Below are 24,168 nucleotides of genomic sequence, written 5' to 3' on the forward strand. Positions count from 1 at the left end.
AACTTTCCCCGACCGGTCACACTCCTGCGTTCCCCCGGGTCAGTGGAGTGAAGGGCACGCAGAGAGCCACCGAGCAGAGGGAGCCCGCATCATGTCCACCACCGCCACCGCCGTCACCCTGGTCGCCGCTTTCATGGCCGGTTTCTCCGGCGCCTCGATCTTCTTCGGCGCCAAGTTCACCGTCGAGCCGCTCGCCGAGTACGGCGTCCCGCGCAGCTGGTGGAACCGGCTCGCCACCGCCAAGGTCGCCGGCGCCGCCGGCCTGGTCGTGGGGCTCTGGATCCCGGCCGTCGGCATCGCCGCCGCCATCGGCCTGGTCCTCTACTTCACCGGCGCCGTCGTCACCGTCCTGCGCGCCCGCTCCTACGCACACGTCGCCTTCCCGATGATCTACGCCGCCCCGGCGGCCGCGGCCCTCGCCCTCGGCTTCTGAGCGCGTGGCCCTTCGGCCCGCCGGCCTCCGTGGCCCCGCTACGCGCAGACCGGCCCCGGGGCGGCCGTCGCCGTGGCGCGCAGGAGGTCGCGCAGGAGGTCGAAGTCGACCTTGGCCGGGTTGCGGAAGCGGAGGCAGGCCTTGCCCATGTCGTGGGCGGCCAGGCGGTCCGCGAAGGCGTCCCGCACGTCCGTGCGCAGCAGGTAGAAGGAGATGTACTGCTTCTGGTTCGCCCAGGCGATCTCCCCGACGCTCTCGCCCGGCCGCACGTACGCGGGCATCCCGTACGCGATGACCTCCTCGAAGTCGGTCAGTTCCGCCAGGCACAGTTCGCGCAGGAGGGTGAGGGCGGGGCGGCGGGCCTCGGGGGTCCCGGCCAGGTAGGTGACGACGTCCATCAGACGGGCTGCTTCCGGATCTGGGAGCGGACCGCGCCCATGCTGGCCGCGATCACGAGGGCGATGGCCAGGGCGTCCAGCGCGGACATGGCCTGGTTCAGGACGAGGAAGCCCGCGGTGGCGGCGATGGCCGGCTCCAGGCTCATCAGGATCGCGAAGGTGGGGGCCGGCATCCGCCGCAGTGCGAGCATTTCCAACGTGTAGGGCAGGACCGAGGACAGTACGGCCACGCCGACTCCCAGCGCGAGGGTGGTCGGGACCAGCAGGTCCGAGCCGGCGCCGACGATGCCCAGCGGCAGCGAGAGGACCGCGGCCACGGCCATCGCCAGGGCCAGACCGTCCGCCTGCGGGAAGCGGCGGCCCGTACGCGCGCTGAACACGATGTACGCCGCCCACATCGCGCCCGCCCCGAGCGCGTAGGCCGCGCCCAGCGGGTCGAGGGATCCGAAGCCGCCGCCCCCGCCGTGTCCGGAGAGCAGGACCACGCCGCCGAGGGCGAGGCCGGCCCACAGGACGTTCACCAGGCGCCGGGAGACGAAGACGGACAGGGCCAGCGGCCCGAGCACCTCCAGGGTGACGGCCGGGCCGAGCGGGATCCGGTCGATGGCCTGGTAGAAGAGCCCGTTCATGGCGGCCATGGCGACGCCGAAGGCGAGGACCGTGCCCCAGTCGGAGCGGGAGTAGCCGCGGACCTTGGGGCGGCACAGGAGCAGCAGCACGACCGCGGCGGCCGCGAGGCGCAGGGTGACCACGCCCGCCGCGCCCGCCCTCGGCATGATCATGACCGCGAGGGCGGCGCCGAACTGCACCGAGATCCCCGCCGAGATCACCAGCGCGACGGGCCCGAGACCACGGCCACGGCCCTCGGCGGGCAGCGGGGCCGATACGGGGGCGGGGGCCGTGGCGGCCGGCGAGGGCGAGGGGGATGCGGAAGGTGCGGGCATTTATCCAGATTACGCGCTCCGTAAGGAGTGTCGAGCCGGGTCTTGCCTTACAGACCCGCCGCCAGGCCCTCCTCCAGGAGTTCCGCCAGGTGGCGGGCCCGGACCCCGCCCAGCTGGGCGATCTGGGTGCGGCACGAGAAGCCGTCCGCCTGGATCAGGACGTCCGGACCGGCCGCGCGCAGCGACGGGAGCAGCTGTTCCTCCGCGCAGGCCACCGACACCTCGTGGTGGCCCGGCTCGAAGCCGAAGTTGCCCGCCAGACCGCAGCAGCCGCCGCTGAGCCCGCCCACGAGGCCGGCCCGCTCGCGCAGCCGCCGGTCCGCCGCGTCGCCGAGGACCGCGTGCTGGTGGCAGTGGGTCTGCCCGGCCACCGCGCGGTCGAGGCGGGGCGGCCGCCAGTCCGGGGCGTACTCCTCCAGGGCCTCGGCGAAGGTGCGGACGGCTGCCGCCAGGCGGGCCGCGCGGGGGTCGTCGGGGAGGAGGGCGGGGAGATCCGTACGGAGGGCCGCGGCGCAGCTGGGTTCCAGCACCACCACGGGTGCCCGGACGTCGCCGAGGGCGGTCAGCGTGCGGTGGAGGACCTTGCGGGCGCGGTCGAGGCGGCCGGTGGAGACGTAGGTCAGGGCGCAGCAGACCGTTTTGCCGGGTGCGGACACTCTCAGGCCCGCGGCCTCCAGCACCCGTACCGCTGCGCGGCCGGCCTCGGGGGCGAGGTACTCCGTGAAGGTGTCGGGCCAGAGGGTGACGGTGGGGCCCTGCGGGCGGCTCTCCGGCGGGGCCGGATGGTGCGGCGGGGCTGAGAGGGAGCGGGTGAACGGCACTCGGGCCAGTTCCGGCAGGGACCGCTCCCGCGTCAGGCCCGGGACCGGGAGCAAACGTCCCGCCGCGTTCACGACGCCCGCCATCCGCAGCGCAGCGATCAGGCGGAGCCAGGTCGGGAGGCCGCCCAGGGCGTAGTGCGCGAGCGGGCGGATGCGGCCCGACCAGTGGTGGTGCAGGAACTCCGACTTGTACGTGGCCATGTCCACGCCCACGGGGCAGTCGCTGAGGCAGCCCTTGCAGCCCAGGCACAGGTCCAGCGCCTCGGCGACCTCCGCCGAGCGCCAGCCGTCCCGCACGATCTCCCCCGCGAGCATCTCGTGCAGCAGCCGGGCCCGGCCGCGCGTGGAGTGCTGTTCCTCGCCCGTGGCCCGGTACGACGGGCACATGACCCCCGGCCCGCCGCCGACGTCCGCGGTGCGGCACTTCGCGACGCCGACGCACCGCGCGACCTCCGCCGCGAACGGCGTGGCCGGCAGCACCGCGAAGCGGAGGTTCTCGTCGAGCCGCGCGGGCCGCACCAGCATCCCCGGGTTCATCCCGCCGGCCGGGTCCCACACGTCCTTGTACGCGCCGAAGAGCCGGATCACCTCCGGCCCGTACATGCGCGGCAGCAGTTCGGCCCGTGCCTGTCCGTCGCCGTGCTCCCCCGACAGCGATCCGCCGTGCGCGACGACCAGATCGGCCAGGTCGCCGGAGAAGGCCCGGAAGCGGGCCACGCCGGCCGCCGAGACGAGGTCGAAGTCGATGCGTACGTGCACGCAGCCCTCGCCGAAGTGCCCGTACGGGGACCCGCGCAGCCCGTGCGCCGCCAGCAGTGCGCGGAACTCCCGCAGGTACGCGCCCAGCCGGGCCGGCGGCACCGCGCAGTCCTCCCACCCCGGCCAGGCCATCTCGCCCCCCGGCAGCCGCGTCGCCGTGCCCGCCGCGTCCTCCCGGATCCGCCACAGGGCCCGCCGGCCCGCCGGGTCGGCGACCACCACCGCGTCGAGCGCGTCGGCGCCCCGTACGAGCTCCCGCGCCGCGGCCTCGTCCCGCATCTCCACGAACAGCCAGGCCCGGCCCCGCGGCAGTCCCCTCGCCCCGCGCACCAGGTCCTCCGCCATCCCCTCCACCGTCAGCGGCCGGTACGGGAGCAGCCCGGCGGCCGCGTCCGCCGCCGCGCTCTCGTCGGCGTACCCGAGGACGGCCAGGACCGGTGCGCGCGGCGCCTCCACGAGGCGCACGACGGCCTCGGTCACCACCCCGAGCGTGCCCTCGCTCCCGCAGAAGGCGCGCGCGAGCTGCACCCCGCGCTCGGGCAGCAGCGCGTCCAGTCCGCCGTAGCCGGAAATCCGCCGGGAGAAGCCGGTGCCCATCCCGGTGCGCAGGACGGCCAGATTGCCGTCGACCAGCTCCCGCAGGCCCCGCGGTGCCCCCGGCCAGCCCGTCCCGATGCGGTGCGTGGCGCCCCCGTACGCCGTCACCGCCAGCTCGGCCACGTTGTCCGCGGTGGTGCCCCAGGCCACCGAGTGGGCGCCGCACGCGTTGTTGCCGATCATGCCGCCGAGGGTGCAGCGGGAGTGCGTGGAGGGGTCGGGCCCGAAGGTCAGCCCGTACGGGCGCACCGCGTCCCGCAGCCGGTCGAGCACCAGGCCGGGCTGGACCACGGCGGTGCGGGCGGCCGGGTCCACCGACACCAGGGCGTTCATGTGCCGGGTGAGGTCGAGGACCACTCCCGTGCCGGTGGCCTGGCCGGCGATGGAGGTCCCGCCGCCGCGCGGGACGACCGGGACGCCGGCCGCGGCGCACATGCGGAGGGCGGCCGCCACGTCCTCGGCGTCGCGCGGGGAGACCACACCGACCGGGACGCGCCGGTAGTTGGAGGCGTCCATGGTCGCCAGTGCCCGGGCGGCGGCCCCGAAGTCCACCTCGCCGCGCAGCTCCGCCCGCAATGTCCGTTCGAGTTCCCCGGGTGACGTCACGGTCCCACACTCGCACCGTCCGGCTGCGTCTCATCGGGTGGACGCGCCTCCAAGGCGCGGACCTGGACCGGATACGCTCCGCTCGTGGCTGAGATCCAGATTCCCGCTGACATCAAGCCCGCCGACGGACGCTTCGGCGCGGGCCCCTCCAAGGTGCGGACCGAGGCGCTGGACGCCCTCGCCGCCACCGGTACCTCCCTGCTCGGAACCTCACACCGCCAGGCCCCGGTCAAGAACCTGGTCGGCTCGGTACGCCAGGGCATCCGGGACCTCTTCTCCCTCCCCGAGGGCTACGAGGTGATCCTGGGCAACGGCGGCTCCACCGCCTTCTGGGACATCGCGACCGCCGGCCTGATCGAGCGGAAGTCCCAGCACCTCACCTTCGGCGAGTTCTCCTCCAAGTTCGCCAAGGCCGCGAAGCTCGCGCCGTGGCTGGACGAGCCGTCCGTGATCGCCTCCGAGCCGGGCACGCACCCGGAGCCGGTGGCCGAGGCGGGCGTGGACGTGTACGCGTACACCCACAACGAGACCTCGACGGGTGTCGCCGCGCCGGTCAAGCGCGTCGCGGGCGCCGACGCCGGTTCACTCGTCCTGGTGGACGCGACCTCGGGTGCCGGCGGTCTGCCGGTGGACATCACCGAGACGGACGTGTACTACTTCGCCCCGCAGAAGTCCTTCGCCTCGGACGGCGGCCTGTGGCTGGCCGCGTTCTCCCCGGCCGCCCTGGAGCGCGCCGCGCGCGTGCACGCGTCGGGCCGGCACATCCCGGAGTTCTTCTCGCTGCCGACGGCGATCGACAACTCGCTGAAGAACCAGACGTACAACACCCCGGCGCTGGCCACCCTCTTCCTGCTGGACCAGCAGCTGGAGTGGATGAACAGCCAGGGCGGCCTGGAGTTCACCACCGGCCGTACGGCGGCCAGCGCGCGCAACCTGTACGGCTGGGCGGAGGCGTCGAAGTACGCGACCCCCTTCGTCGTGGACGCCGACAAGCGCTCCTCGGTCATCGGCACGATCGACTTCTCGGACGACATCGACGCGGCGGCCGTCGCCAAGGTGCTGCGTGCCAACGGGATCGTGGACACCGAGCCGTACCGCAAGCTGGGCCGCAACCAGCTGCGCATCGCGATGTTCCCGGCGGTCGACCCGGCCGACGTGCAGGCGCTGACGGCCTGCGTCGACTACGTGATCGAGAAGCTCTGACGATCGGTACCGAGGCCCCCGGTGACGTGAAGTCGCCGGGGGCCTCGGCGTTCCCGGCCTCTCCACGGGTGCGGGAACTCCGCGCGGTCACGCGCGGTTTCGGCCAGCGTCCAAGCTCAAGTACACGGAAAATCGGCATTCCAGTTAGTGCCGCGGAAGAACTCACCGGGCAGGGCGCAGCAGTGTCCGGCGGGGTGGGAACCCCCTTCGGGTCACCGATGAGTTCAAGCCATTCGACGGTCGCGGGCCGGCGAGAGAGCTTGATCCGACCGAGGGGGCGACGCCTACTGTCGCCCCAGGTCAAGGGCCCGATCACCTGGCAGCTCACCGGTCCCGCCGCTCTCGGCCGACCTCCAGTGGACCGAACTCGTCGATTGACCCGGTGGGGACGGCCCACGAGCTGCCGGCCGCCGCTCCCGCGACGCCGGGCCACCCCCTCCCGTGGCCGGGCGTCCGGAGCGGCGGCGCTTTCGCGTTCCGCGAGGGCGACGGCGAGGGCCGAGGAGGACGCGTTCCCCACCGACAAGGTCTGCGGGGACGCCCACGGCGGGGCCGAGCTGCGTCTGAGCACCTGCGGCGGCAGGCCGGCTCCCGACCGCCACCGGGATGCGAACGTCGTCGTGTTCGCGCACCTCACGGGCGAGGCCCGGTTCCGTACGCGATACCTTCAGGGGTCCGGAGGGCAACTCTTGAAGGCGGCACAGCGTGGAGGCAGCGGCGTGAGCGTGCGAGTGACGGCGGCACAGAGCGGCGTGGACCCCTTCGGCACGGCCCGGCTGCGGCGCGGGGTGCTCGACGCCTGGGGCGCGGGCCCGGCCCGGTTCCGCGAGGACGCCAACGCCGAGGAGGACCTCGCGCTCGGCGGCTACCGGGACCGGCTCGTCATCGAGCTGGCGCAGAACGCCGCCGACGCCGCGGGCCGGGCCAAGGTGCCCGGCCGGCTGCGGCTCACCCTGCACGAGGGCGAGAACGGCCACGCGCTGCTGGCCGTCGCCAACACCGGTGCCCCGCTGGACGCGACGGGCGTGGAGTCGCTGAGCACCCTGCGCGCCTCCGCCAAGCGGGAGCCCTCCGGTGACAGCGTCGGCCGCTTCGGCGTCGGCTTCGCGGCCGTCCTGGCCGTCTCCGACGAGCCCGCGGTGCTCGGCCGGCACGGCGGCGTCCGCTGGTCCCTGGCCGAGGCCCGCGAGCTGGCCCGGGAGGCCTCCGTCGGCAGCCCCGGCCTCGGCGACGAACTGCGCCGCCGCGACGGCCACGTCCCACTGCTGCGGCTCCCGTTGCCCGCCGAGGGCACCGCCCCCGGCGGATACGACACCGTCGTCGTCCTCCCGCTGCGCGACGCCGCCGCCGAGGACCTGGTGGAGCGGCTGCTGGCGGGCATCGACGACGCCCTGCTGCTCAGCCTGCCCGGGCTGCGCGAAGTGGTCGTCGAGACCCCGACCGGCGGCTCCCGCGCGCTGTACCGCCGCGACGAGGGCCCGTACACCGTCATCGAGGACACCACCGCCTCCGGCACGCGCACCAACCGCTGGCGCACCGTCCGCCACGGCGGCCCCATCGAGCGCGCCCTGCTCGCCGACCGGCCCGTGGAGGAACGGCTGCGACCCGCCTGGGCGGTGTCCTGGGCCGTGCCCGTCGACCCCGACGGCGCCCCGCTGCGCCCGGCCACGGCGCCCGTGGTGCACGCGCCGACCCCCACCGACGAGCCGCTGGGCATCCCGGCCCTGCTCATCGCGACCCTGCCGCTGGACACCACCCGCCGGCACCCCGCACCCGGGCCGCTGACCGACTTCCTGGTGGAGCGCGCGGCCGACGCGTACGCCGAACTCCTCGGCGCCTGGGACCCGGTGAGCACCGGCCTCGTCGACCTGGTCCCCGGCCCGCTCGGCAAGGGCGAACTGGACGGGGCCCTGCGCGCCGCCGTGCTCCAGCGGCTCCCCCGTACGGCCTTCCTCGCGCCGGCCGCGCCGCCCGAGCACGCCGAGGAGCGGGCCGCCCTTCGCCCCTTCGAGGCCGAGGTGGTGGAGGGCGCGGGCGCCGACACCGTACGCGTCCTCGCCGAGGTCCTGCCGACCCTGCTGCCGGCCGGACTGGAGCGCCGCGCCGAGCTGCGCACCCTGGGCGTGGGCCGGCTCCCGCTGGGCGATGCCATCGAGCGGATCGCGGGCATCGAGCGGACCCCCGAGTGGTGGTACCGGCTCTACGACAGCCTCGCCGGGGTGGACCCCGACCGGCTGTCCGGCCTGCCCGTGCCGCTCGCCGACGGCCGCACCACGATCGGGCCGCGCCACGTCCTCCTCCCGTACGCGGACACCCCGGCGGACCTGGCCCGGCTGGGGCTGAAGGTGGCCCACCCGGACGCGGCGCACCCGCTGCTGGAGAAGCTCGGAGCCCTGCCGGCCACGGCGCGGGCCGTGCTGACGACCCCGCAGGTGCGGGCTGCCGTCGCCGGCTCCCTGGACGCGGGGGAGGTCTGGGACGAGGACGCGGACACCCTGGACGCCGACGAGCTGGCCGAGGTGGTCCTGGGGCTGGTCCGGGAGGCCGACCTGGCGCCGGGCGACGAGCCCTGGCTGGGCGCGCTGGCCCTGCCCGACGAGGACGGGGAACTCGTTCCGGCGGGCGAACTGCTGATGCCGGGCTCGGCGCTCGCCTCGGTCATCCGCGAGGACGAGGTCCCGTACGTGGACGCCGATCTGGCGCAGCGCTGGGGCGAGGGCCCGCTCACCGCCTGCGGGGTGCTGGCGACGTTCCAGCTGGTGCGTGCCACCGATGTGGTGCTCGACCCGGACGAACTGGAGCCCCGGGAAGGGGACTTCGCCGAGCCCGACGACGCGGGGCTGCTCGACGCGGTGGACGTGTGGTGCGAGGACCTGCTGGACCAGCTGCCGGACACCCCGGTCCCGCCGGTGGCCACCGAGCTGGTCGCCGTACGGGACCTCGACCTGGTCGACGACGACTGCTGGCCGCAGGCCCTGGCGATGCTCGCGCAGCCGCCGCTGCGCGACGCGCTGACCCAGCCCGTACGGGTGCTGCTGCCGGACGGCACCACCCAGTCGGTGCGCCCGTACACCGCGTGGTGGCTGCGCGACCACCCGGTGCTCGACGGCCGCCGCCCGGCGGGCCTGCGCGCGGCGGGCGGCGACCCGCTGCTGGCGGGCCTCTACACCCCGGCGGACGCCACGGGCTTCGAGGACGAGCAGGTCCTGCGGGCGCTGGGCGTACGGACCACCGTGCCGGCCCTGCTGGACGAGCCCGGCGGCGCGGCCGAGCTGCTGGCCCGGCTGGCCGACCCGGAGCGGGAGGTGACGGGCCGGCAGCTGCACGGCCTGTACGGAGCGCTGGCCGATCTGGACCCCGAGCAGGTCACCCTGCCGGACGAGCTGCGCGCGGTGGTGGACGGCGAGGTCCGTGTGGTGGACGCGGCCGACGCCGTGATCGCGGACGCCCCGGACCTGCTGCCGCTGACGGAGGGGCTCCCGCTGCTGCCGGTGCCGCCGTCCCGCGCGGCGGACCTCGCGGAGCTGCTCCAGGTGCGCCGCCTGTCGGAGACGGTCCCGGCGGAGGTGACGACGCCGGGCGAGGAGCACGAGGTCCCGGAGTCGGTGCACGTGCTGCTGGGACCGGCCACCCCGGCGACGTACGTCGAGCACGAGGAACTGGTCGCGGGCGGCACGGAACTCGACTGGCGCCGCACTCCCGACGGCACCCTCCACGCGTCCACGCTGGAGGGTGTGGCGGCCGGTCTCGCCTGGTCGGCGGGCCAGTGGCCGCGCCGCTTCGAGGTGGCGGCGCTGCTGGAGGACCCGTCGCGGACGGCGGAACTGGCACGGGACCGCTGGTTCGACTAGGGCGTTTCCCCCCGGACCATGCCGGTTGGCTGCGCCGCTCGTGCGGGGCCGGGGGCGGTCGGAGGGGTGCCGGCTAGGCCGGCGAATCGCTCAGCGGCAGCAGGGTGGGGCGCTTCGCGGTGCGGCCGTCGCCGGAGGAGCGGCCGCGCAGCCGACGGCCCAGCCAGGGGCCGAGGAACGCGGCGGCCCAGCGCAGTTCGGCCGCGGCGGCCGCCGCGGCCGACCGGCCGGCGGGGTTCGGCCGCGGCGGCAGCGGCAGGGTCCAGCCGTCGTCGCTGCCGGGCAGGCGGAGGGCCTGGGCGAGGGCCGCGGCGATGCGTTCGTGGCCGAGGGAGCTGGCGTGGAGCCGGTCGTCGGTCCACAGCCGCGGGTCGGTGACGATGGCGGGCCGGGCGGTCTCGGCGACGGTGACCCCGTGGCGGGCGGCCGCGGCGCGGATGCGGTCGTTGAGGTCGGTGATGCGCGACGAGACGGGCCGGGCCAGGGGCACGATCCTGCCCAGGTCGGGGAAGGTCACGGTCGCCACGTGGGTCCCTGCGGCCGTGAGCGCGGCGAACATCTCCTCCAGCTGCCCGGCGACCTCCGCGGCGTCGAACCGGGGCCGGAGCATGTCGTTGACCCCGGCGACGACGGTGGCCAGGTCGGGGCGCAGGGCCAGGGCGGGGCCGAGCTGTTCGGCGCGGACCTGGCCGGCGAGGCGTCCGCGTACGGCCAGATTGGCGTACTGGAGGCCGGGGTTGACGGCCGCGAGGTGCCCGGCCAGCCGGTCGGCGAAGCCGCGCAGGCCCACCGTGTCGTTCCCGTCGCCGAGGCCTTCGGTCTGGCTGTCGCCCAGGGCGACGTAGCGCAGGTATTCACCGTTCGGCACGAGTCTTCTGCCTTTCCCTGAGGATGGCCGCGCTGCGGCGGCACCAGTCGCGGTGGCCCTGCTCGAAGGCGATGCCGCGCAGGCCGGTCAGGTACCCGCCGATCCGCTCGCCCCGGAGCAGGTACTCCTCCTCGTCCATGTCGCCGCGCATCTTGCGCAGCACCCGGCCGAGGAGCTCGATCTTGGCCTCGGCCGCGGAGGCCCGCTCCTCCAGCTGTTCGATCACCGCCGCGATGCCGATCCGGTCGGCGTTCTGGACCTTGACGAGGAGGTCATCGCGGATGACCAGCGGCTTCGACGCGGCCGCCGCGAAGGCCTCCAGCTCGGCGCGGCCGACGTCGGTGACCTGGAACAGGCGCTTGTTGGGCCGGGTCTCCTGGACCACCTGACGGCCCTCGACCAGCCCGTCCTTCTCCAGCTTGGCCAGCTCGGCGTACAGCTGCTGGGGGGAGGCGTGCCAGAAGTTCGCGACGCCGATGTCGAACGACTTCGCCAGTTCGTACCCGCTGAACTCGCCGTCCAGCAGCGCCGCCAGTACGGCGTGTCGCAGAGCCATCGCAGCAGCCCCCTTCCGTTTCCTCGCCCTCCCCCGCATCATACTCATGAATATGACTACTCAATTTCTTGAGTATGAGGAGGGGTCCATGAAGGAGCAGCAGACCGCCGAACGCTTCCGCGCCGCGGTGGAGAAGCACGATGCCGCCGCATTGGAGGACCTGTTCACCGAGGACATCCGGCTCTACAGCCCGGTGAAGTTCACCCCCTTCGAGGGCCGCCCCATGGTGCTGGGCCTCTTCGGGGTCCTGCTGCGGATCTTCGAGGACTTCCGCTACGTCGGCCACTTCGAGGGGACGGCCGAGACGAGCACCGACGGCACGGAGGCCCCCTCGGCGATCCTGGCCTTCCGCGCCACCGTGGACGGCAAGCAGATCCACGGCATCGACCTGCTGCAGTTCGACGAGGCGGGCCGGGTCAAGGAGTTCACCGTGATGGTCCGCCCCCGGTCCGCCGTCCAGGCCCTGGGCCAGGCAGTCCTGTCCGGCCTGGTCGCCGACGGCCTCGCCTAGCGCGGCCCTAGGCCGGGAACCTGCGGTTCACCCAGCGGAAGGTGAACTCGATCAGGATCGCGGCGGCCGCGGCGACGGCCACCGCGATCCAGGGCATCGTCGTGCCCACCAGCTTGAGCTGGAAGAAGTCCTGCAGCCACGGCACCACGAGGACGATCAGGAAGGCTCCGCCCATCGCGCCGACCAGGCCGACCCGCCACCACGTGTACGGGCGGGCGATGATCGCCAGGACCCACATAGAGGTCAGGAACAGCGTGAGCGTCGCCGCGCTGGTCTCGGCCTTCAGGGCGTCCGGGCCGGTGTAGTAGTGGCGGGCGATCAGGTACGTCACGAAGGTGGCCGTCCCCGCGATCGCGCCGCCGGGGATCGCGTACCGCATCACCCGTTTCACGAAGTGCGGCTGCGCGCGCTCCTTGTTCGGGGCGAGGGCCAGGAAGAAGGCCGGGATGCCGATGGTGAGCGTGGACAGCAGGGTCAGGTGGCGGGGCAGGAAGGGGTACTCGACCTGCGAGCACACCACCAGGATCGCGAGGAGGACCGAGTAGACCGTCTTGGTGAGGAAGAGGGTCGCGACCCGGGTGATGTTGCCGATGACGCGGCGGCCTTCGGCGACCACCGAAGGGAGGGTCGCGAAGCTGTTGTCGAGCAGGACGATCTGCGCGACGGCCCGGGTGGCTTCCGAGCCCGAGCCCATCGCGACGCCGATGTCCGCGTCCTTGAGGGCGAGCACGTCGTTCACGCCGTCGCCGGTCATGGCGACGGTGTGGCCGCTGGACTGCAGGGCCCCGACCATGTCCCGCTTCTGCTGCGGGGTCACGCGCCCGAAGACGGAGTTCTCGTCGAGGACCCGCGCCATGTCGGCCTGCTCGGCCGGGAGCTTGCGGGCGTCCACGGTGTTCTCCGCGCCCGGCAGCCCCAGCTTGCCGGCGACCGCGCCGACGGAGACCGCGTTGTCGCCGGAGATGACCTTCGCCTTGACGTTCTGGTCGTCGAAGTAGCGCAGGGTGTCGGCGGCGTCGGGGCGCAGCCGCTGCTCCAGGACGACCAGGGCGGTCGGCCGCACGCCGGTGGCGACGGCCTCGTCGTCGAGCTCGCGGCCGGAGCGGGCCAGCAGCAGGACGCGCAGGCCCTGCTCGTTGAGCTCGTTGATCTCGTCGAGGGCCGGGTCCCCGGCGGGGAGCAGCACGTCGGGGGCGCCGAGCAGCCAGGTGTTGTTCTCGCCGTCGCCCTCGCTGAAGCTGGCACCGCTGTACTTGCGGGCGGAGGAGAAGGGCAGGGACTCGGTGCAGCGCCACTCCGCGCTGTCGGGGTAGGCGTCGATGATCGCCTGGAGGCTGGCGTTGGGCCGCGGGTCGGACTCGCCGAGGGCGCCGAGCACCTTCTTGACGTACGCCGCCTCCGCGCCCCCGAGCGGGCGCAGCTCGGTGACGTCCATGCCGCCCTCGGTGAGGGTGCCGGTCTTGTCGAGGCAGACCACGTCGACGCGGGCGAGGCCCTCGATGGCGGGCAGCTCCTGGACGAGGCACTGCTTGCGGCCGAGGCGGATGACGCCGATCGCGAAGGCCACGGAGGTGAGGAGGACGAGCCCCTCGGGGATCATCGGGACGATGCCGCCGACGGTGCGGGCGATGGCGTCGTTGAGGTTGTTCTCCTTGACGACGAGCTGGCTGATGATCAGACCGATGGAGGTCGGAATCATCATCCAGGTGACGTACTTGAGGATGGTGGAGATGCCGGAGCGCAGTTCGGAGTGGACGAGCGTGAAGCGGGAGGCCTCTTCGGCGAGCTGGGCGGCGTAGGCCTCGCGGCCGACCTTGGTGGCGGTGAACGCACCGCCGCCGGCGACGACGAACGACCCGGACATGACCGGGTCGCCGGGCTTCTTGAGGACGGGGTCGGCCTCGCCGGTGAGCAGGGACTCGTCGATCTCCAGGCCCTCGGCCTCGCCGACGGCCCCGTCGACGACGACCTTGTCGCCGGGGCCGAGTTCGATGACGTCGCCGAGGACGATCTCGGAGGTGGAGATCTCCGCGGTGCGGCCGTCGCGGCGCACGCTCGGTTTGGCCTCGCCGATGACGGCGAGGCCGTCGAGGGTCTTCTTCGCGCGCAGTTCCTGGATGATGCCGATGCCGGTGTTCGCGATGATCACGAAGCCGAAGAGGCTGTCCTGGATCGGGGCGACGAGGAGCATGATCGCCCAGAGCACGCCGATGATCGCGTTGAAGCGGGTGAAGACGTTGGCGCGGACGATGTCGACGGTGGAGCGGCTGCTGCGGACGGGGACGTCGTTGACGTCGCCGCGCGCGACGCGCTCGGCGACCTCGGCGGTGGTCAGCCCGCCGGGCTTGAACCGGGGCGCGGGCGGCCGGACCGGGTGGACCGGATCGAGCTCCGCCCCCGCGTCGATGGCGGCGCCCGCTCGCTCCGGCCCGTCCCGATCGATCTTCGCCCGCTGCGTCATGCTTTCGACGGTAAGGGCGGTTCGAACCCTTCACCCGCCGAGAAGTGCGAAGATCCGACTTCGGGATGACCCCAATCCTCCCTTGGTCTCCCTCGCCGATCCGCCGCAGGAGGGTTTCCCCTGACGGCCGGTGTCAGTGGACGGGTCCTACCCTGCGGGCCATGAACGCCATCACCACCACGAACGCGGCTGTGAACGCGGCCGCGAACGCCATCGTCGAACTGCGGCAGTACACCCTGCGGCCCGGCGCCCGGGACACGCTGATCGAACTGTTCGAGCGGGAGTTCGTCACCGGCCAGGAGGCGGCCGGGATCACCCTCGGAGGCCGGTTCCGGGACCTGGACGACCCGGACCGCTTCGTCTGGCTGCGCAGCTTCCCGGACATGGCCGCGCGCGAGCGGGCGCTCCGCGCCTTCTACGGCGGCCCCGTCTGGCAGGCCCACCGCGAGGCGGCCAACGCGACCATGCTGGACTCGGACGACGTGCTGCTCCTGCGAGGGCCGGGCTTCGCCGCCCCCGACACCCCGGGGCCGGTCGTCGCGACCGTCTGTCATCCCGTGGACCCGGAGGCCTTCGCCCGCCACTTCGAGCGGCGGCTGCGGCCGGCGCTCACCGCCGCCGGATCCGCGCCGCCGGCCGTGTACCGCACCGAGCAGGCGGAGAACACCTTCCCGGCGCTGCCGGTCCGTACGGGTGAGGACGTCCTCGTGTGGTTCGCGGCCGGGGAGGCCCGGCCGCTGCCGGACCTGTCGTCCCACCTGCGCTCGGCACCGCGGCGGCTCCGGCTGGAGCCCGTGCAGCGGCGCCAGACGTTCGCCCGGAGAGGCTCCGGGGTCAGGCCCGGCCCTCCTGCTGCGGCGGGCCGGCCTGCTCGGCGGCGGCCGCGTGACGCTTGAGCGCAGCTTCGCGGCCGCGGACGTACCAGATGCCGATCAGGCCGAGGAAGCCGCCGGCCGCGCAGGTCCAGACCCACCAGAGCTGGCCGCGGTCGGCGAACCATCCGTAGAAGGGGAGCTGGACGAGGAAGAGGGCGAACCACAGGATCGTGCCACCCGTGACCGTCGCGACGACGGGGCCCTCGAGGGGCTCGGGCGCCTCATGCTTCGCAGTCCATTTCGCCATGCAGCAAGTCTAGGCGCGCGGATTCGTGGTCTACGCGCGGAGATGGACGCCCTTTCGTTCATGTGTTCATACTGAAACGGTTTGGGCGTGTCCCATTTTCTTCGTATGAACCACCTACTGAGGACCGTATGAGCACCCCCACGGCCACCGCCCCGAACCCTTCCCTCCAGGGACCCTCCGGAGGACTCGACCGCCACTTCAAGATCTCCGAGCGCGGCTCGACCGTGGCCCGCGAGGTCCGCGGCGGCTTCGCCACCTTCTTCGCGATGGCCTACATCATCGTGCTCAACCCGATCATCCTGGGCAGCGCGAAGGACATGTACGGGCACCAGCTCGACAACGGTCAGCTCGTGACGGCCACCGCCCTGACGGCCGCCTTCACCACCCTCCTCATGGGTGTCATCGGCAACGTCCCGATCGCGCTCGCCGCCGGCCTAGGCGTGAACACGGTCGTCGCCCTCCAGCTCGCCCCGCGCATGAGCTGGCCCGACGCCATGGGCATGGTGGTCCTGGCCGGCTTCGTGGTGATGCTGCTGGTCGCGACCGGCCTGCGCGAGCGGGTCATGAACGCCGTGCCGCTGGGCCTGCGCAAGGGCATCGCCATCGGCATCGGCCTGTTCATCATGCTGATCGGCCTGGTCGACTCGGGTTTCGTCTCCCGCATCCCGGACGCCGCCCACACCGCGGTCCCGCTCCAGCTCGGCGGCACCGGCCACCTGGACGGCTGGCCCGTCCTGATCTTCGCGATCGGCGTGCTGCTCACCCTCGCCCTGCTGATCCGCAAGGTCCCCGGCGCGATCCTGATCTCCATCGTGGCCATGACCCTGGTCGCGGTCGTCGTCCAGCTGATCGCCGAGGTGCCCGACACGGGCTGGGGCCTGACCATCCCCGAGTGGCCGGGCAACCCGGTGGCCGCGCCCGACTTCGGGCTGGTCGGCCAGGTCAGCCTGTTCGGCGGCTTCGGCAAGGTCGGGATGCTGACCGGCATCCTCTTCGTCTTCACCGTGCTGCTGTCCTGCTTCTTCGACGCCATGGGCACGATCCTGGGCGTCGGCGACGAGGCCAAGCTGATCGACAAGGAGACCGGCGAGTTCCCCGGCATCAACAAGGTCCTGCTGATCGACGGCCTGGCCGTCGCCTCGGGCGGCGCCACGTCCTCCTCGGCCACCACCTGCTTCGTGGAGTCCACGGCCGGGGTCGGCGAGGGAGCCCGTACGGGTCTGGCGAACGTCGTGACGGGCGCCCTGTTCGGCGTGGCGCTGTTCCTCACCCCGCTCGCCACGATGGTCCCGTCCCAGGCGGCCACCCCCGCCCTGGTGGCGGTCGGCTTCCTGATCCTGGCGGGCTCGGTCAAGGACATCGACTGGAGCGACTTCACCATCGCCGTTCCGGCGTTCCTGGCCATGGTGATGATGCCCTTCACCTACTCGATCACCAACGGCATCGGCATCGGCTTCATCAGCTTCTGCGCCCTGCGCGCGGCGACCGGCCGGGGCCGCGAGGTCCCGGTGGCCATGTACGTCGTGGCGGCGGTGTTCGTCTTCTCCTACGCGATGCCGGCCCTCGGCCTCGCGTAGGCCCTGCCCGGGCTCACGTCAGCCCGTAGAACTTCTCTGTCTCGTCGACGGCCGCCTTGAAGCGCTCGTCGAAGTCATCGCGGATGAGCGTCCGGACCACATAGTCCTGGACGCTCATTCCGCGTTTGGCGGCGTGGATCCGGAGCCTGTCGAGGAGCTCCCCGTCTATGCGCATGCTCAGCACATGTGTCCCCATGCCGAAAGAGTCGGGGCAGAGGGCGTGGGCGCGTGTCGCTTTCGGCCGCCGACTCACCCGTACGAGTGACCCGTGCATGACGGCCAAAAATGGTGTTCCTTAGGGAGAGTAATGAGTTACTCTAAATACATGCCTGACCTTTCCCATGGCGACGATGCTGCCGCCGTGAACGACCTCCGCTCCGCCGTCATGCGGCTGGGGCGGCGCCTGAAGCACCAGCGCGTCGACGAGTCGCTGAGCCCCACCGAGATGTCGGTGCTCGGCACCCTCGCCCGCTGCGGCCAGGCCACACCCGGCGAGCTGGCGCGGCGGGAGCACGTCCAGCCGCCGTCGATGACGCGCATCGTCGCGTTGCTGGAAGCCAAGGGACTGGTCACGCTGGAACCGCACCCCGACGACCGCCGCCAGAAGGTGGTCCGCCAGACGGAGGAGGCCGAAGCGATGCTCGAAGAGAGCCGCCGCAAGCGCAACGCCTTCCTGGCCGGGCTCGCGGCCGAGCTGACCGAGGACGAATGGGCCAAGCTGCGCGAGGCCGCACCCGTCCTGGAGAAGCTCGCGCACCTGTAGGAACGACGCCAGGAGGCGAACGCTTTTGAGTACGGGAACCGGAGCAGACTCCGCACCCGGCCACATATCCACCCCTACTACGGCCCGTGCGGGCAAGAACTCGATGTTCAGCTCGCTGAGGATCCGGAACTACCGGCTCTTCGCGACCGGGCAGGTCGTCTCGAACACGGGCACCTGGATGCAGCGCATCGCCCAGGACTGGCTGGTCCTCTCGCTGACCGGCTCCGCCTCCGCCGTCGGCATCACCATCGCCCTGCAGTTCCTGCCGATGCTGATGTTCGGCCTCTACGGAGGCGTACTCGCCGACCGGTTGCCCAAGCGGCCCCTGCTGCTCGCCACCCAGAGCGCGATGGGCCTGACCGGTGTCGCACTCGCCGTCCTCACCCTGGCGGGACACGTCCAGGTCTGGCACGTGTACCTCGCCGCCTTCCTGCTCGGCCTCGTCACCGTCGTGGACAACCCGGCGCGGCAGACGTTCGTCTCCGAGATGGTCGGCAAGGACCAGGTCGCCAACGCCGTCAGCCTCAACTCGGCCAACTTCCAGTCCGCGCGGCTGGTCGGCCCGGCGATCGCCGGCGTGCTGATCACCGCCGTCGGCTCCGGCTGGGCCTTCCTGCTGAACGGACTGTCCTTCGCCGCGCCCATCGCCGGCCTGCTGCTGATGCGCACGCACGAGCTGCACCCCGTCGAGCCCCGGCCCCGCGCCAAGGGGCAGCTGCGCGAGGGCCTGCGCTACGTCGCCGGCCGCCCGGAGCTGATCTGGCCGATCGTGCTCGTGGGCTTCATCGGCACCTTCGGATTCAACTTCCCGATCTGGCTGTCGGCGTTCGTCAGCGACGTCTTCCACGGGGACGCGGGCACCTACGGGCTCTTCAACACCCTGATCGCGGCCGGCTCCCTTGCGGGCGCCCTGCTCGCGGCCCGGCGCGGCCACTCCCGCCTGCGGCTGCTGGCGGTCGCGGCCGTGCTGTTCTCGGTGCTGCTGCTCGTCACGGCCTTCGCGCCCGGCTTCTGGCTGTTCGCGGCGCTGCTCGTGCCGATCGGGGTCTTCGGCCTGACGGTCAACGTCGTGGCCAACTCCAGCGTGCAGATGGCGACCGACCCCGAGATGCGGGGGCGGGTCATGGCCCTGTTCATGATGGTCTTCACCGGCGGCACGCCGCTGGGCGCTCCGCTGCTGGGCTGGATCACGGACACGTACGGCGCGCGGATCGGCATGGCCGCGGGGGGTGCGATCTCGCTGGCCGCCTCTGTCGCCATCGCGGTCGTCCTGGCCCGGGTGGGCAACCTCCGGCTGCGGGTCAGCCGCCGCGGCGTGACCTTCGTCCCGGCGGCCCCCGCCCCCGAGCTGGTCCCGGCCGCCTGACCCTGCGGCCCGGCCTCCCGGGGCTCCGCCCCGGACCCCGCGCCTCAAACGCCGGCGAGGCTGTATTTCAGCCCCGCCGGCGTTTGAGGCGCGGGCGCGGAGCGCCGTAGGGGGTTCGGGGCCAGAGCCCCCGCAGCGGCGGCGCGCGGCTACGCTCGGCGCATGAGACTGTTCGCAGCCGTCCTGCCACCGGACGCGGCCGTCGCCGAGCTGGCCCAGGCCGTGGACGCGGTCCACGACGACCGGCTGACGTGGACCGCGCGGGCGGGCTGGCACTTCACGCTCGCCTTCATGGGCGAGGTCCGCGACGACGTCCTCCCCGACCTGCACGCCCGCCTGGAGCGCGCAGCCCACCGCACGGCCCCCTTCCCGCTGCGCCTGCACGGCTGCGGGCACTTCGGGGACCGCGCGCTGTGGGTGGGCGCGGCCGGGGAGCTGCCCGTCCTGCGGATGCTCGCGGAGCGGGCCGACGCCGCAGCCCGGCGGGCCGGGGTGCCGATGGAACAGCACCGCCGGTACACCCCGCACCTCACCCTGGCCCGCAGCCACAGCGCCGCCACGCCCCTGCGCCCGTACGTGGACGCCCTCGCGGACTTCGAGGGCACGCCCTGGCAGGTCGACACGCTCAGCCTCGTCCGCAGCAACCTGCCCGTCAGCGGGGTGCCCGGCGAGCAGCCCCGCTACGAGACGGTCGGGGCCTGGCCGCTGCGCGGCTGAGCCGTACCGCGTGCGGGACCACCCGCGGGCCGCGTTAGGCTCGACGGGTGGATCCCAAGACCAGAAACCGTGTGATGGCCGGTGTGCTCGTGCTGATGTTCGTCGTCGTGGCCGTGGCGGCTGCCGTCGGGCAGTAGCTACCAGGCGAAGGCCTCCGGGGAGGCTCCCGGGCCGGGGAAGATCTCGTCCAGGCCCGCCAGGACCTCCTCGGAGAGCTCCAGCTCCACCGCCCGCAGCGCCGAGTCGAGCTGTTCCTGCGTGCGCGGCCCGACGATCGGCCCGGTGACCCCGGGACGCGTCAGCAGCCACGCCAGCCCGGCCTCGCCCGGCTCCAGGCCGTGCTTGTCCAGCAGGTCCTCGTACGCCTGCACCTGCGCGCGTACGGAGCTGTTGGCGAGCGCGTCCGCCGACCGGCCGGAGGCGCGGCGACCGCCCTGCACCTCCTTCTTGATGACCCCGCCCAGCAGGCCGCCGTGGAGCGGGGACCACGGGATGACCCCGAGCCCGTACGCCTCCGCGGCCGGGATGACCTCCATCTCCGCGCGCCGCTCGGCGAGGTTGTAGAGGCACTGCTCGCTGACCAGTCCGAGCCGTCCGATGCGCGCCGCGGCCTCGTTGGCCTGGGCGATCTTCCAGCCGGGGAAGTTCGAGGAGCCGGCGTAGAGGATCTTGCCCTGCTGGATCAGGACCTCGACGGCCTGCCAGATCTCCTCGAAGGGCGTCCGCCGGTCCACGTGGTGGAACTGGTAGACGTCGATGTAGTCGGTCTGCAGCCGCTTGAGGCTGGCGTCGACGGCCCGACGGATGTTCAGCGCCGACAGGCGGTCGTAGTTGGGCCAGGTCTCGCCCTCGGGCGCCATGCTGGCGTAGACCTTGGTGGCGAGCACCGTCTTCTCGCGGCGCCGGCCGCCCTGGGCGAACCAGGTGCCGAGGATCTCCTCGGTGCGGCCCTTGTTCTCGCCCCAGCCGTAGACGTTGGCGGTGTCCACGAAATTCAGGCCTGCGTCGAGGGCGGAGTCCATGATCGAGTGGCTTTCGGGCTCACCGGTCTGGGGGCCGAAGTTCATGGTGCCGAGTACAAGTCGGCTGACCTTGAGGCCGGTACGTCCTAGCTGTGTGTACTTCATGGGGCACTAGCCAACTGCTTGGAGTGCGCTCGAAGCAAGACCCTTTCATGAAAGGGGTGTTACAGCGGGTTGCTACCTCACCCGCTCGGGCGTGTACGGGCCGCCGATCCCCCACGCCTGGTGCAGCACGGCCGCGAACTCCCCCGCCAGCCGGTGCTCGCCGGAGGCGTTGGGGTGGGTGCCGTCGTAGGTGTCCCGGTGGATGTCGTACGCGTCCGGGCGCGCGGCCAGCAGGACCGGTGAGGCGGCGGTCGTCAGATCGGCGACCGCCTTCGCGAGGAGCTCGTTGAAACGGGCGACCTCGGCCGCGAACGGCGCGTCCTCCTCTGCCCGGCTGTTCGGGATGACGGGCAGCAGCACCATCCGGACGCCGGGGCGGCCGGCGCGGGCCCCGGCTATGAAGCGGCGAACGTTGGCGGCGGTCTGCTCGGCATCGGTGTAGAAGCCGAGGTCGATCAGGCCGAGGGAGACGAGCAGGACGTCGGCCCGGGCGGCGCCGGCGGCGGGGCCGATGAGGGGGGCCATGTGCTGCCAGCCCTCGCCCCAGCCGGCCAGGTGGCGGCGGGCGTCCGCGGGGAAGGCCGGGTCGGCGTACGCGTCCGAGCCCTCGTACAGCTCGCTGCGCGGGCCGACGATCCGGTAGGGGCCGCCGAAGGTCGAGTTGAGGTGCTGCCACATCCGGTAGCGCCAGGTGAAATCGCCGGCGCGTCCGATGGTCATGGAGTCGCCGACGAACATGAAACGCATCCGGTCATCATCGCGGATCGCGCGACAGAAACCTCTGTGACGCCGGACACGGGGCCCGTACTGGCAGGCTGGGCGCATGCGCATGCTCCTGCCGTCCGCCGCCGCTGCCGTCGCCACTGCCGCCCTCGTCGTGCTGCCGGGCGCGGCCTTCGCGGCGGAAGCCCCCGCAGCCGCCTCGTTCACCATCTCCGATCCGCGGATCAAGGAGTCCAGCGGGCTCGCGGCCAGCCGGATCCACCCGGGCGTGTACTGGACGCACAACGACAGCGACGACGGCCCGTACGTCTACGCGGTGGACTCGGCCACGGGCAGGACGGTGGCCCGGGTGACGCTGACCGGGATCGGCAAGCCGCGCGACGTCGAGGCGATCTCGCTGGGGCCGGACGGACAGCTCTACGTCGGCGACATCGGCGACAACCGGAACGGGACCTGGGACCACGTGTGGATCTACCGCTTCCCGGAGCCGAAGCAACTGGGCGACGTCACGGTCAAGGCCACGCAGTTCACGGTGCGGTACGCCGACGGGGCGCGCAACGCGGAGACGCTGATGGTGCATCCGGTGACGGGGCGGGTCTACATCGGGAGCAAGGACGAGAGCAAGGGCGGACTGTACGAGGGGCCCGCGGAGCTGTCGGCGGACGGCTCGAACGTGTTCCGGCGGGTCGCCGACATGCCGTGGGTGACGGACGGGGCGTTCTCCCCCGACGGGAACCGGCTGACCCTGCGGGGCTACTTCACGGCGCGCACGTACCCGTGGAAGGACGGCAGGCCGGAGGGCGAGGGCGAGCGGGTCGACGCGCCGTGGCAGGGGCAGGCGGAGTCGGTGACGTACACGCCGGACGGCTCGACGCTGATGTTCGGCGCGGAGGGCGAGGGCAGCCGCGTCATCGCCGTCCCGGTGAGCCAGGGCTCCCCGGGCGCCTCGGCCGCGCCGAAGCCGGGGTCCCCGTCGGAAGCCGCGTCGTCGCCGGAGCCGACGGGGGGCTTCGGCAAGGGAGCCGTGGTCCTGGCGGTCGGCCTGGCGGTCGTCTTCGCAGCAAAACGCCTCCTCCGCCGCCGTGCCCGCGACTGACCCCGCGCCCCTTGGCTCCCGCCGGGCAAAATCCAGGTCCAGCCTCGCCGACGGGGCTGAAAGATCCAGCCTCGCCGGCGTTTGAGGCGCGGGGGTGCGGGGGCAGCGCCCCCGGGACGGCGCCGCAGGGTGTTACTCCTCCCGGATGGGGACGCGGCCGTTGACCGCGGGGCCGGCGGAGCCACCGGCCGAGCCTCCCGCAGGGGCCTGGCCCATCGTGGCCAGGAGTTGGCGGGCCACGCCCAGGCCCGTGCCGCCCATCGTCAGGGCCTTGGCGAACATCTCCGACATGCCCTCGGCCCCGTTCAGCAGCACCATGTGCTCCACGTTCCCGAAGGCCCCCGCGCCCGCCTCCACGATCGCCGGCCAGTTCTCGGCCAGCTGCTGCGCGACGACCGCCTCCTGGTTCTCCGCCAGCGCGGCGGCCCGCGCCTTGATCGCTTCGGCCTCGGCCAGACCGCGCGCCTTCGCCGACTCCGCCTCCGCGAGGCCCCGCGCCTGGGTCGCCGCCGCCTCCGCCTCGCCCGTGGCCCGCGTCGCCTTCGCCGACGCCAGACCCCGCGCCTCCGTGGCCGTCGCGTCCGCGGTCGCCGCCGTCGTCACCCGTGTGGCCTCCGCGGCCGCCGCGAGCTCGGTCTCCTTCGCCTTCGCCTGCGCCGCGGAGATCCGCGCGTCGCGATCGGCCTCCGCCCGGGTCCGCGTCTCGTACGCCGCCGCGTCCGCGGGCTTGCGTACGTCCGCCTGCAGCTGCTGCTCGCGCCGGTGCGCCTCCAGTTCCGCGACGCGGGTCTCCTGGACGACGACCTCCTGCCGTGCGGCCGCCTCGGACAGCGGGCCCGCCTGGCGGGCGGTCGCCGCCGCCTTGTCGCGTTCGGCCTGGTAGCCGGCCTGCAGGATCTCGCTGTCCCGCGTCGCCTCGGCCATCCGGGCGAAGGCGGCCTGTTCGGCCTCCGTGGCCAGCCGGTTCGCCTCGGCCTGCGCGATCCGCGCGTCCCGCTGCACGGCGGCCGCGTGCGGCATCGCCAGGTTCTTGATGTAGCCGGTCGGGTCCTCGATCTCGTGGATCTGCAGCGAGTCGACGATCAGTCCGAGCTTCTCCATCTCGGTGCCGCAGGCCATCCGGGTCTGGCCGGTCAGCTTCTCCCGGTCGCGGATCATGTCCTCGACCGTCAACCCGCCCACGATGGACCTCAGATGGCCCGCGAAGACGATGTGCACCCGCTCCGGCATCATCTTCTGCTGGTCCAGGAAGCGGCGGGCCGCGTTGGCGATCGACACCAGGTCGTCGCCGACCTTGAAGATGACCACGCCCTTCACCCGCAGCGGGATGCCCTGGTGGGTGACGCAGTCCACGGACAGCTGCGTCTCGTTGAGGTCCAGGGACAGTTTCCGCACCGCCTGCACCCCCGGCAGGACGAGCGTTCCGCGCCCGGTGACGATCCGGAACCCCATGCCCTGACCGAGGCCCTCGGTCTTGTGCGTGGAACCGGAGATGACGAGTGCCTCGTTGGGCTCGGCGACCCGCCACATGAGCTTGAACAGGCCTATCACGGCCACGATTGCGGCGAGAACGATTCCCGCCACGACGCCGATAGCCATCGGCAACGCCCCCTTATGCCAGTGCCGTTCGGCACCGATGAGGGCGAGTCTGCGCCTGCCGCGATCCGGC

The 24,168-nt window shown here is 72.9% G+C and carries 21 protein-coding genes; 10 read left to right on the forward strand and 11 right to left on the reverse strand.

What is annotated here, in order from left to right; genetic code table 11:
• Positions 1 to 91: 91 nt before the first annotated feature.
• The gene (locus OG332_RS19255; protein WP_327414652.1) at positions 92 to 433 is read left to right on the forward strand and encodes a DoxX family protein; all 342 of its coding nucleotides are present in this window, start codon (positions 92 to 94) and stop codon (positions 431 to 433) included.
• Between the two features lie 38 nt (positions 434 to 471).
• Here OG332_RS19255 and OG332_RS19260 read toward each other — a convergent pair whose 3' ends face one another.
• Genes OG332_RS19260 through OG332_RS19270 form a run of 3 tightly spaced genes read right to left on the reverse strand, consistent with a single transcriptional unit; the run spans position 472 to position 4,558 of the window.
• Positions 472 to 831 (reverse strand): DUF1801 domain-containing protein, encoded by a 360-nt coding sequence (locus OG332_RS19260; protein WP_327414653.1) that lies wholly within the window; start codon positions 829 to 831, stop codon positions 472 to 474.
• Positions 831 to 1,775 carry an EamA family transporter gene (locus OG332_RS19265; protein WP_327414654.1) on the reverse strand — a complete coding sequence of 315 codons (945 nt, stop codon included), beginning with the start codon at positions 1,773 to 1,775 and terminating at the stop codon, positions 831 to 833. The genes OG332_RS19260 and OG332_RS19265 overlap by 1 nt, the downstream gene beginning before the upstream one ends.
• 47 nt (positions 1,776 to 1,822) lie before the next feature.
• Positions 1,823 to 4,558 (reverse strand): FAD-binding and (Fe-S)-binding domain-containing protein, encoded by a 2,736-nt coding sequence (locus OG332_RS19270; RefSeq protein WP_442816178.1) that lies wholly within the window; start codon positions 4,556 to 4,558, stop codon positions 1,823 to 1,825.
• Between the two features lie 84 nt (positions 4,559 to 4,642).
• Here OG332_RS19270 and serC point away from each other — a divergent pair, with 84 nt between their 5' ends.
• Both serC and OG332_RS19280 read left to right on the forward strand, forming a co-directional pair.
• Positions 4,643 to 5,761: a phosphoserine transaminase gene (serC, locus tag OG332_RS19275; protein ID WP_327414655.1), complete on the forward strand. Its 1,119-nt coding sequence runs from the start codon at positions 4,643 to 4,645 to the stop codon at positions 5,759 to 5,761.
• A gap of 719 nt (positions 5,762 to 6,480) precedes the next feature.
• Complete coding sequence (locus tag OG332_RS19280; RefSeq protein ID WP_327414656.1) at positions 6,481 to 9,612, forward strand: sacsin N-terminal ATP-binding-like domain-containing protein; 3,132 nt, start codon at positions 6,481 to 6,483, stop codon at positions 9,610 to 9,612.
• A 73-nt stretch (positions 9,613 to 9,685) separates the two neighbouring features.
• On the opposite strand, the gene OG332_RS19285 is transcribed toward OG332_RS19280, so the two are convergent.
• Together OG332_RS19285 and OG332_RS19290 are read right to left on the reverse strand one after the other, a co-directional pair.
• Positions 9,686 to 10,480, reverse strand: a complete 795-nt coding sequence (locus tag OG332_RS19285) for an SGNH/GDSL hydrolase family protein (protein WP_327414657.1) — start codon at positions 10,478 to 10,480, stop codon at positions 9,686 to 9,688.
• Positions 10,467 to 11,036, reverse strand: coding sequence for a PadR family transcriptional regulator (locus tag OG332_RS19290; protein ID WP_327414658.1), 570 nt, complete (start codon positions 11,034 to 11,036; stop codon positions 10,467 to 10,469). The genes OG332_RS19285 and OG332_RS19290 overlap by 14 nt, the downstream gene beginning before the upstream one ends.
• Positions 11,037 to 11,124: 88 nt before the next feature.
• Here OG332_RS19290 and OG332_RS19295 point away from each other — a divergent pair, with 88 nt between their 5' ends.
• Complete coding sequence (locus tag OG332_RS19295) at positions 11,125 to 11,547, forward strand: nuclear transport factor 2 family protein (protein ID WP_327414659.1); 423 nt, start codon at positions 11,125 to 11,127, stop codon at positions 11,545 to 11,547.
• 7 nt (positions 11,548 to 11,554) lie between these two features.
• On the opposite strand, the gene OG332_RS19300 is transcribed toward OG332_RS19295, so the two are convergent.
• On the reverse strand, positions 11,555 to 14,008 hold the full coding sequence (locus OG332_RS19300) for a cation-translocating P-type ATPase (protein ID WP_327414660.1): 2,454 nt from the start codon (positions 14,006 to 14,008) through the stop codon (positions 11,555 to 11,557).
• Positions 14,009 to 14,169: 161 nt separating this feature from the next.
• On the opposite strand from OG332_RS19300, the gene OG332_RS19305 reads away from it, so the two are divergent.
• Entirely contained in the window at positions 14,170 to 14,904 is a 735-nt protein-coding gene (locus OG332_RS19305; protein WP_327414661.1) for an NIPSNAP family protein, read from the forward strand.
• On the opposite strand, the gene OG332_RS19310 is transcribed toward OG332_RS19305, so the two are convergent.
• Positions 14,843 to 15,130, reverse strand: coding sequence for a DUF2530 domain-containing protein (locus OG332_RS19310; RefSeq protein WP_327414662.1), 288 nt, complete (start codon positions 15,128 to 15,130; stop codon positions 14,843 to 14,845). The two genes, OG332_RS19305 and OG332_RS19310, sit on opposite strands and share 62 nt — an antisense overlap.
• A gap of 128 nt (positions 15,131 to 15,258) precedes the next feature.
• On the opposite strand from OG332_RS19310, the gene OG332_RS19315 reads away from it, so the two are divergent.
• On the forward strand, positions 15,259 to 16,707 hold the full coding sequence (locus OG332_RS19315; RefSeq protein ID WP_327414663.1) for an NCS2 family permease: 1,449 nt from the start codon (positions 15,259 to 15,261) through the stop codon (positions 16,705 to 16,707).
• Positions 16,708 to 16,720: 13 nt separating this feature from the next.
• Here the strand turns inward: OG332_RS19315 and OG332_RS19320 are convergent, their stop codons facing one another.
• Entirely contained in the window at positions 16,721 to 16,903 is a 183-nt protein-coding gene (locus OG332_RS19320) for a hypothetical protein (protein ID WP_030010567.1), read from the reverse strand.
• A 129-nt stretch (positions 16,904 to 17,032) separates the two neighbouring features.
• On the opposite strand from OG332_RS19320, the gene OG332_RS19325 reads away from it, so the two are divergent.
• From OG332_RS19325 to thpR, 3 genes are all read left to right on the forward strand, one after another.
• The gene (locus tag OG332_RS19325; RefSeq protein ID WP_319728456.1) at positions 17,033 to 17,470 is read left to right on the forward strand and encodes a MarR family winged helix-turn-helix transcriptional regulator; all 438 of its coding nucleotides are present in this window, start codon (positions 17,033 to 17,035) and stop codon (positions 17,468 to 17,470) included.
• Positions 17,471 to 17,495: 25 nt separating this feature from the next.
• Positions 17,496 to 18,836, forward strand: a complete 1,341-nt coding sequence (locus tag OG332_RS19330) for an MFS transporter (protein ID WP_327414664.1) — start codon at positions 17,496 to 17,498, stop codon at positions 18,834 to 18,836.
• 162 nt (positions 18,837 to 18,998) lie between these two features.
• The gene (gene thpR / locus OG332_RS19335; RefSeq protein ID WP_327414665.1) at positions 18,999 to 19,553 is read left to right on the forward strand and encodes an RNA 2',3'-cyclic phosphodiesterase; all 555 of its coding nucleotides are present in this window, start codon (positions 18,999 to 19,001) and stop codon (positions 19,551 to 19,553) included.
• Positions 19,554 to 19,690: 137 nt separating this feature from the next.
• On the opposite strand, the gene OG332_RS19340 is transcribed toward thpR, so the two are convergent.
• Complete coding sequence (locus OG332_RS19340) at positions 19,691 to 20,680, reverse strand: aldo/keto reductase (protein ID WP_327414666.1); 990 nt, start codon at positions 20,678 to 20,680, stop codon at positions 19,691 to 19,693.
• A gap of 72 nt (positions 20,681 to 20,752) precedes the next feature.
• Entirely contained in the window at positions 20,753 to 21,427 is a 675-nt protein-coding gene (locus OG332_RS19345; protein WP_327414667.1) for a GDSL-type esterase/lipase family protein, read from the reverse strand.
• Positions 21,428 to 21,503: 76 nt separating this feature from the next.
• On the opposite strand from OG332_RS19345, the gene OG332_RS19350 reads away from it, so the two are divergent.
• Positions 21,504 to 22,499: a WD40 repeat domain-containing protein gene (locus OG332_RS19350; RefSeq protein ID WP_327414668.1), complete on the forward strand. Its 996-nt coding sequence runs from the start codon at positions 21,504 to 21,506 to the stop codon at positions 22,497 to 22,499.
• Between the two features lie 132 nt (positions 22,500 to 22,631).
• Here OG332_RS19350 and OG332_RS19355 read toward each other — a convergent pair whose 3' ends face one another.
• Positions 22,632 to 24,098 carry a flotillin family protein gene (locus OG332_RS19355; RefSeq protein WP_327414669.1) on the reverse strand — a complete coding sequence of 489 codons (1,467 nt, stop codon included), beginning with the start codon at positions 24,096 to 24,098 and terminating at the stop codon, positions 22,632 to 22,634.
• Between the last annotated feature and the right edge of the window lie 70 nt (positions 24,099 to 24,168).

It is taken from the genome of Streptomyces sp. NBC_01233, from assembly GCF_035989305.1.
Lineage (GTDB): Bacteria > Actinomycetota > Actinomycetes > Streptomycetales > Streptomycetaceae > Streptomyces.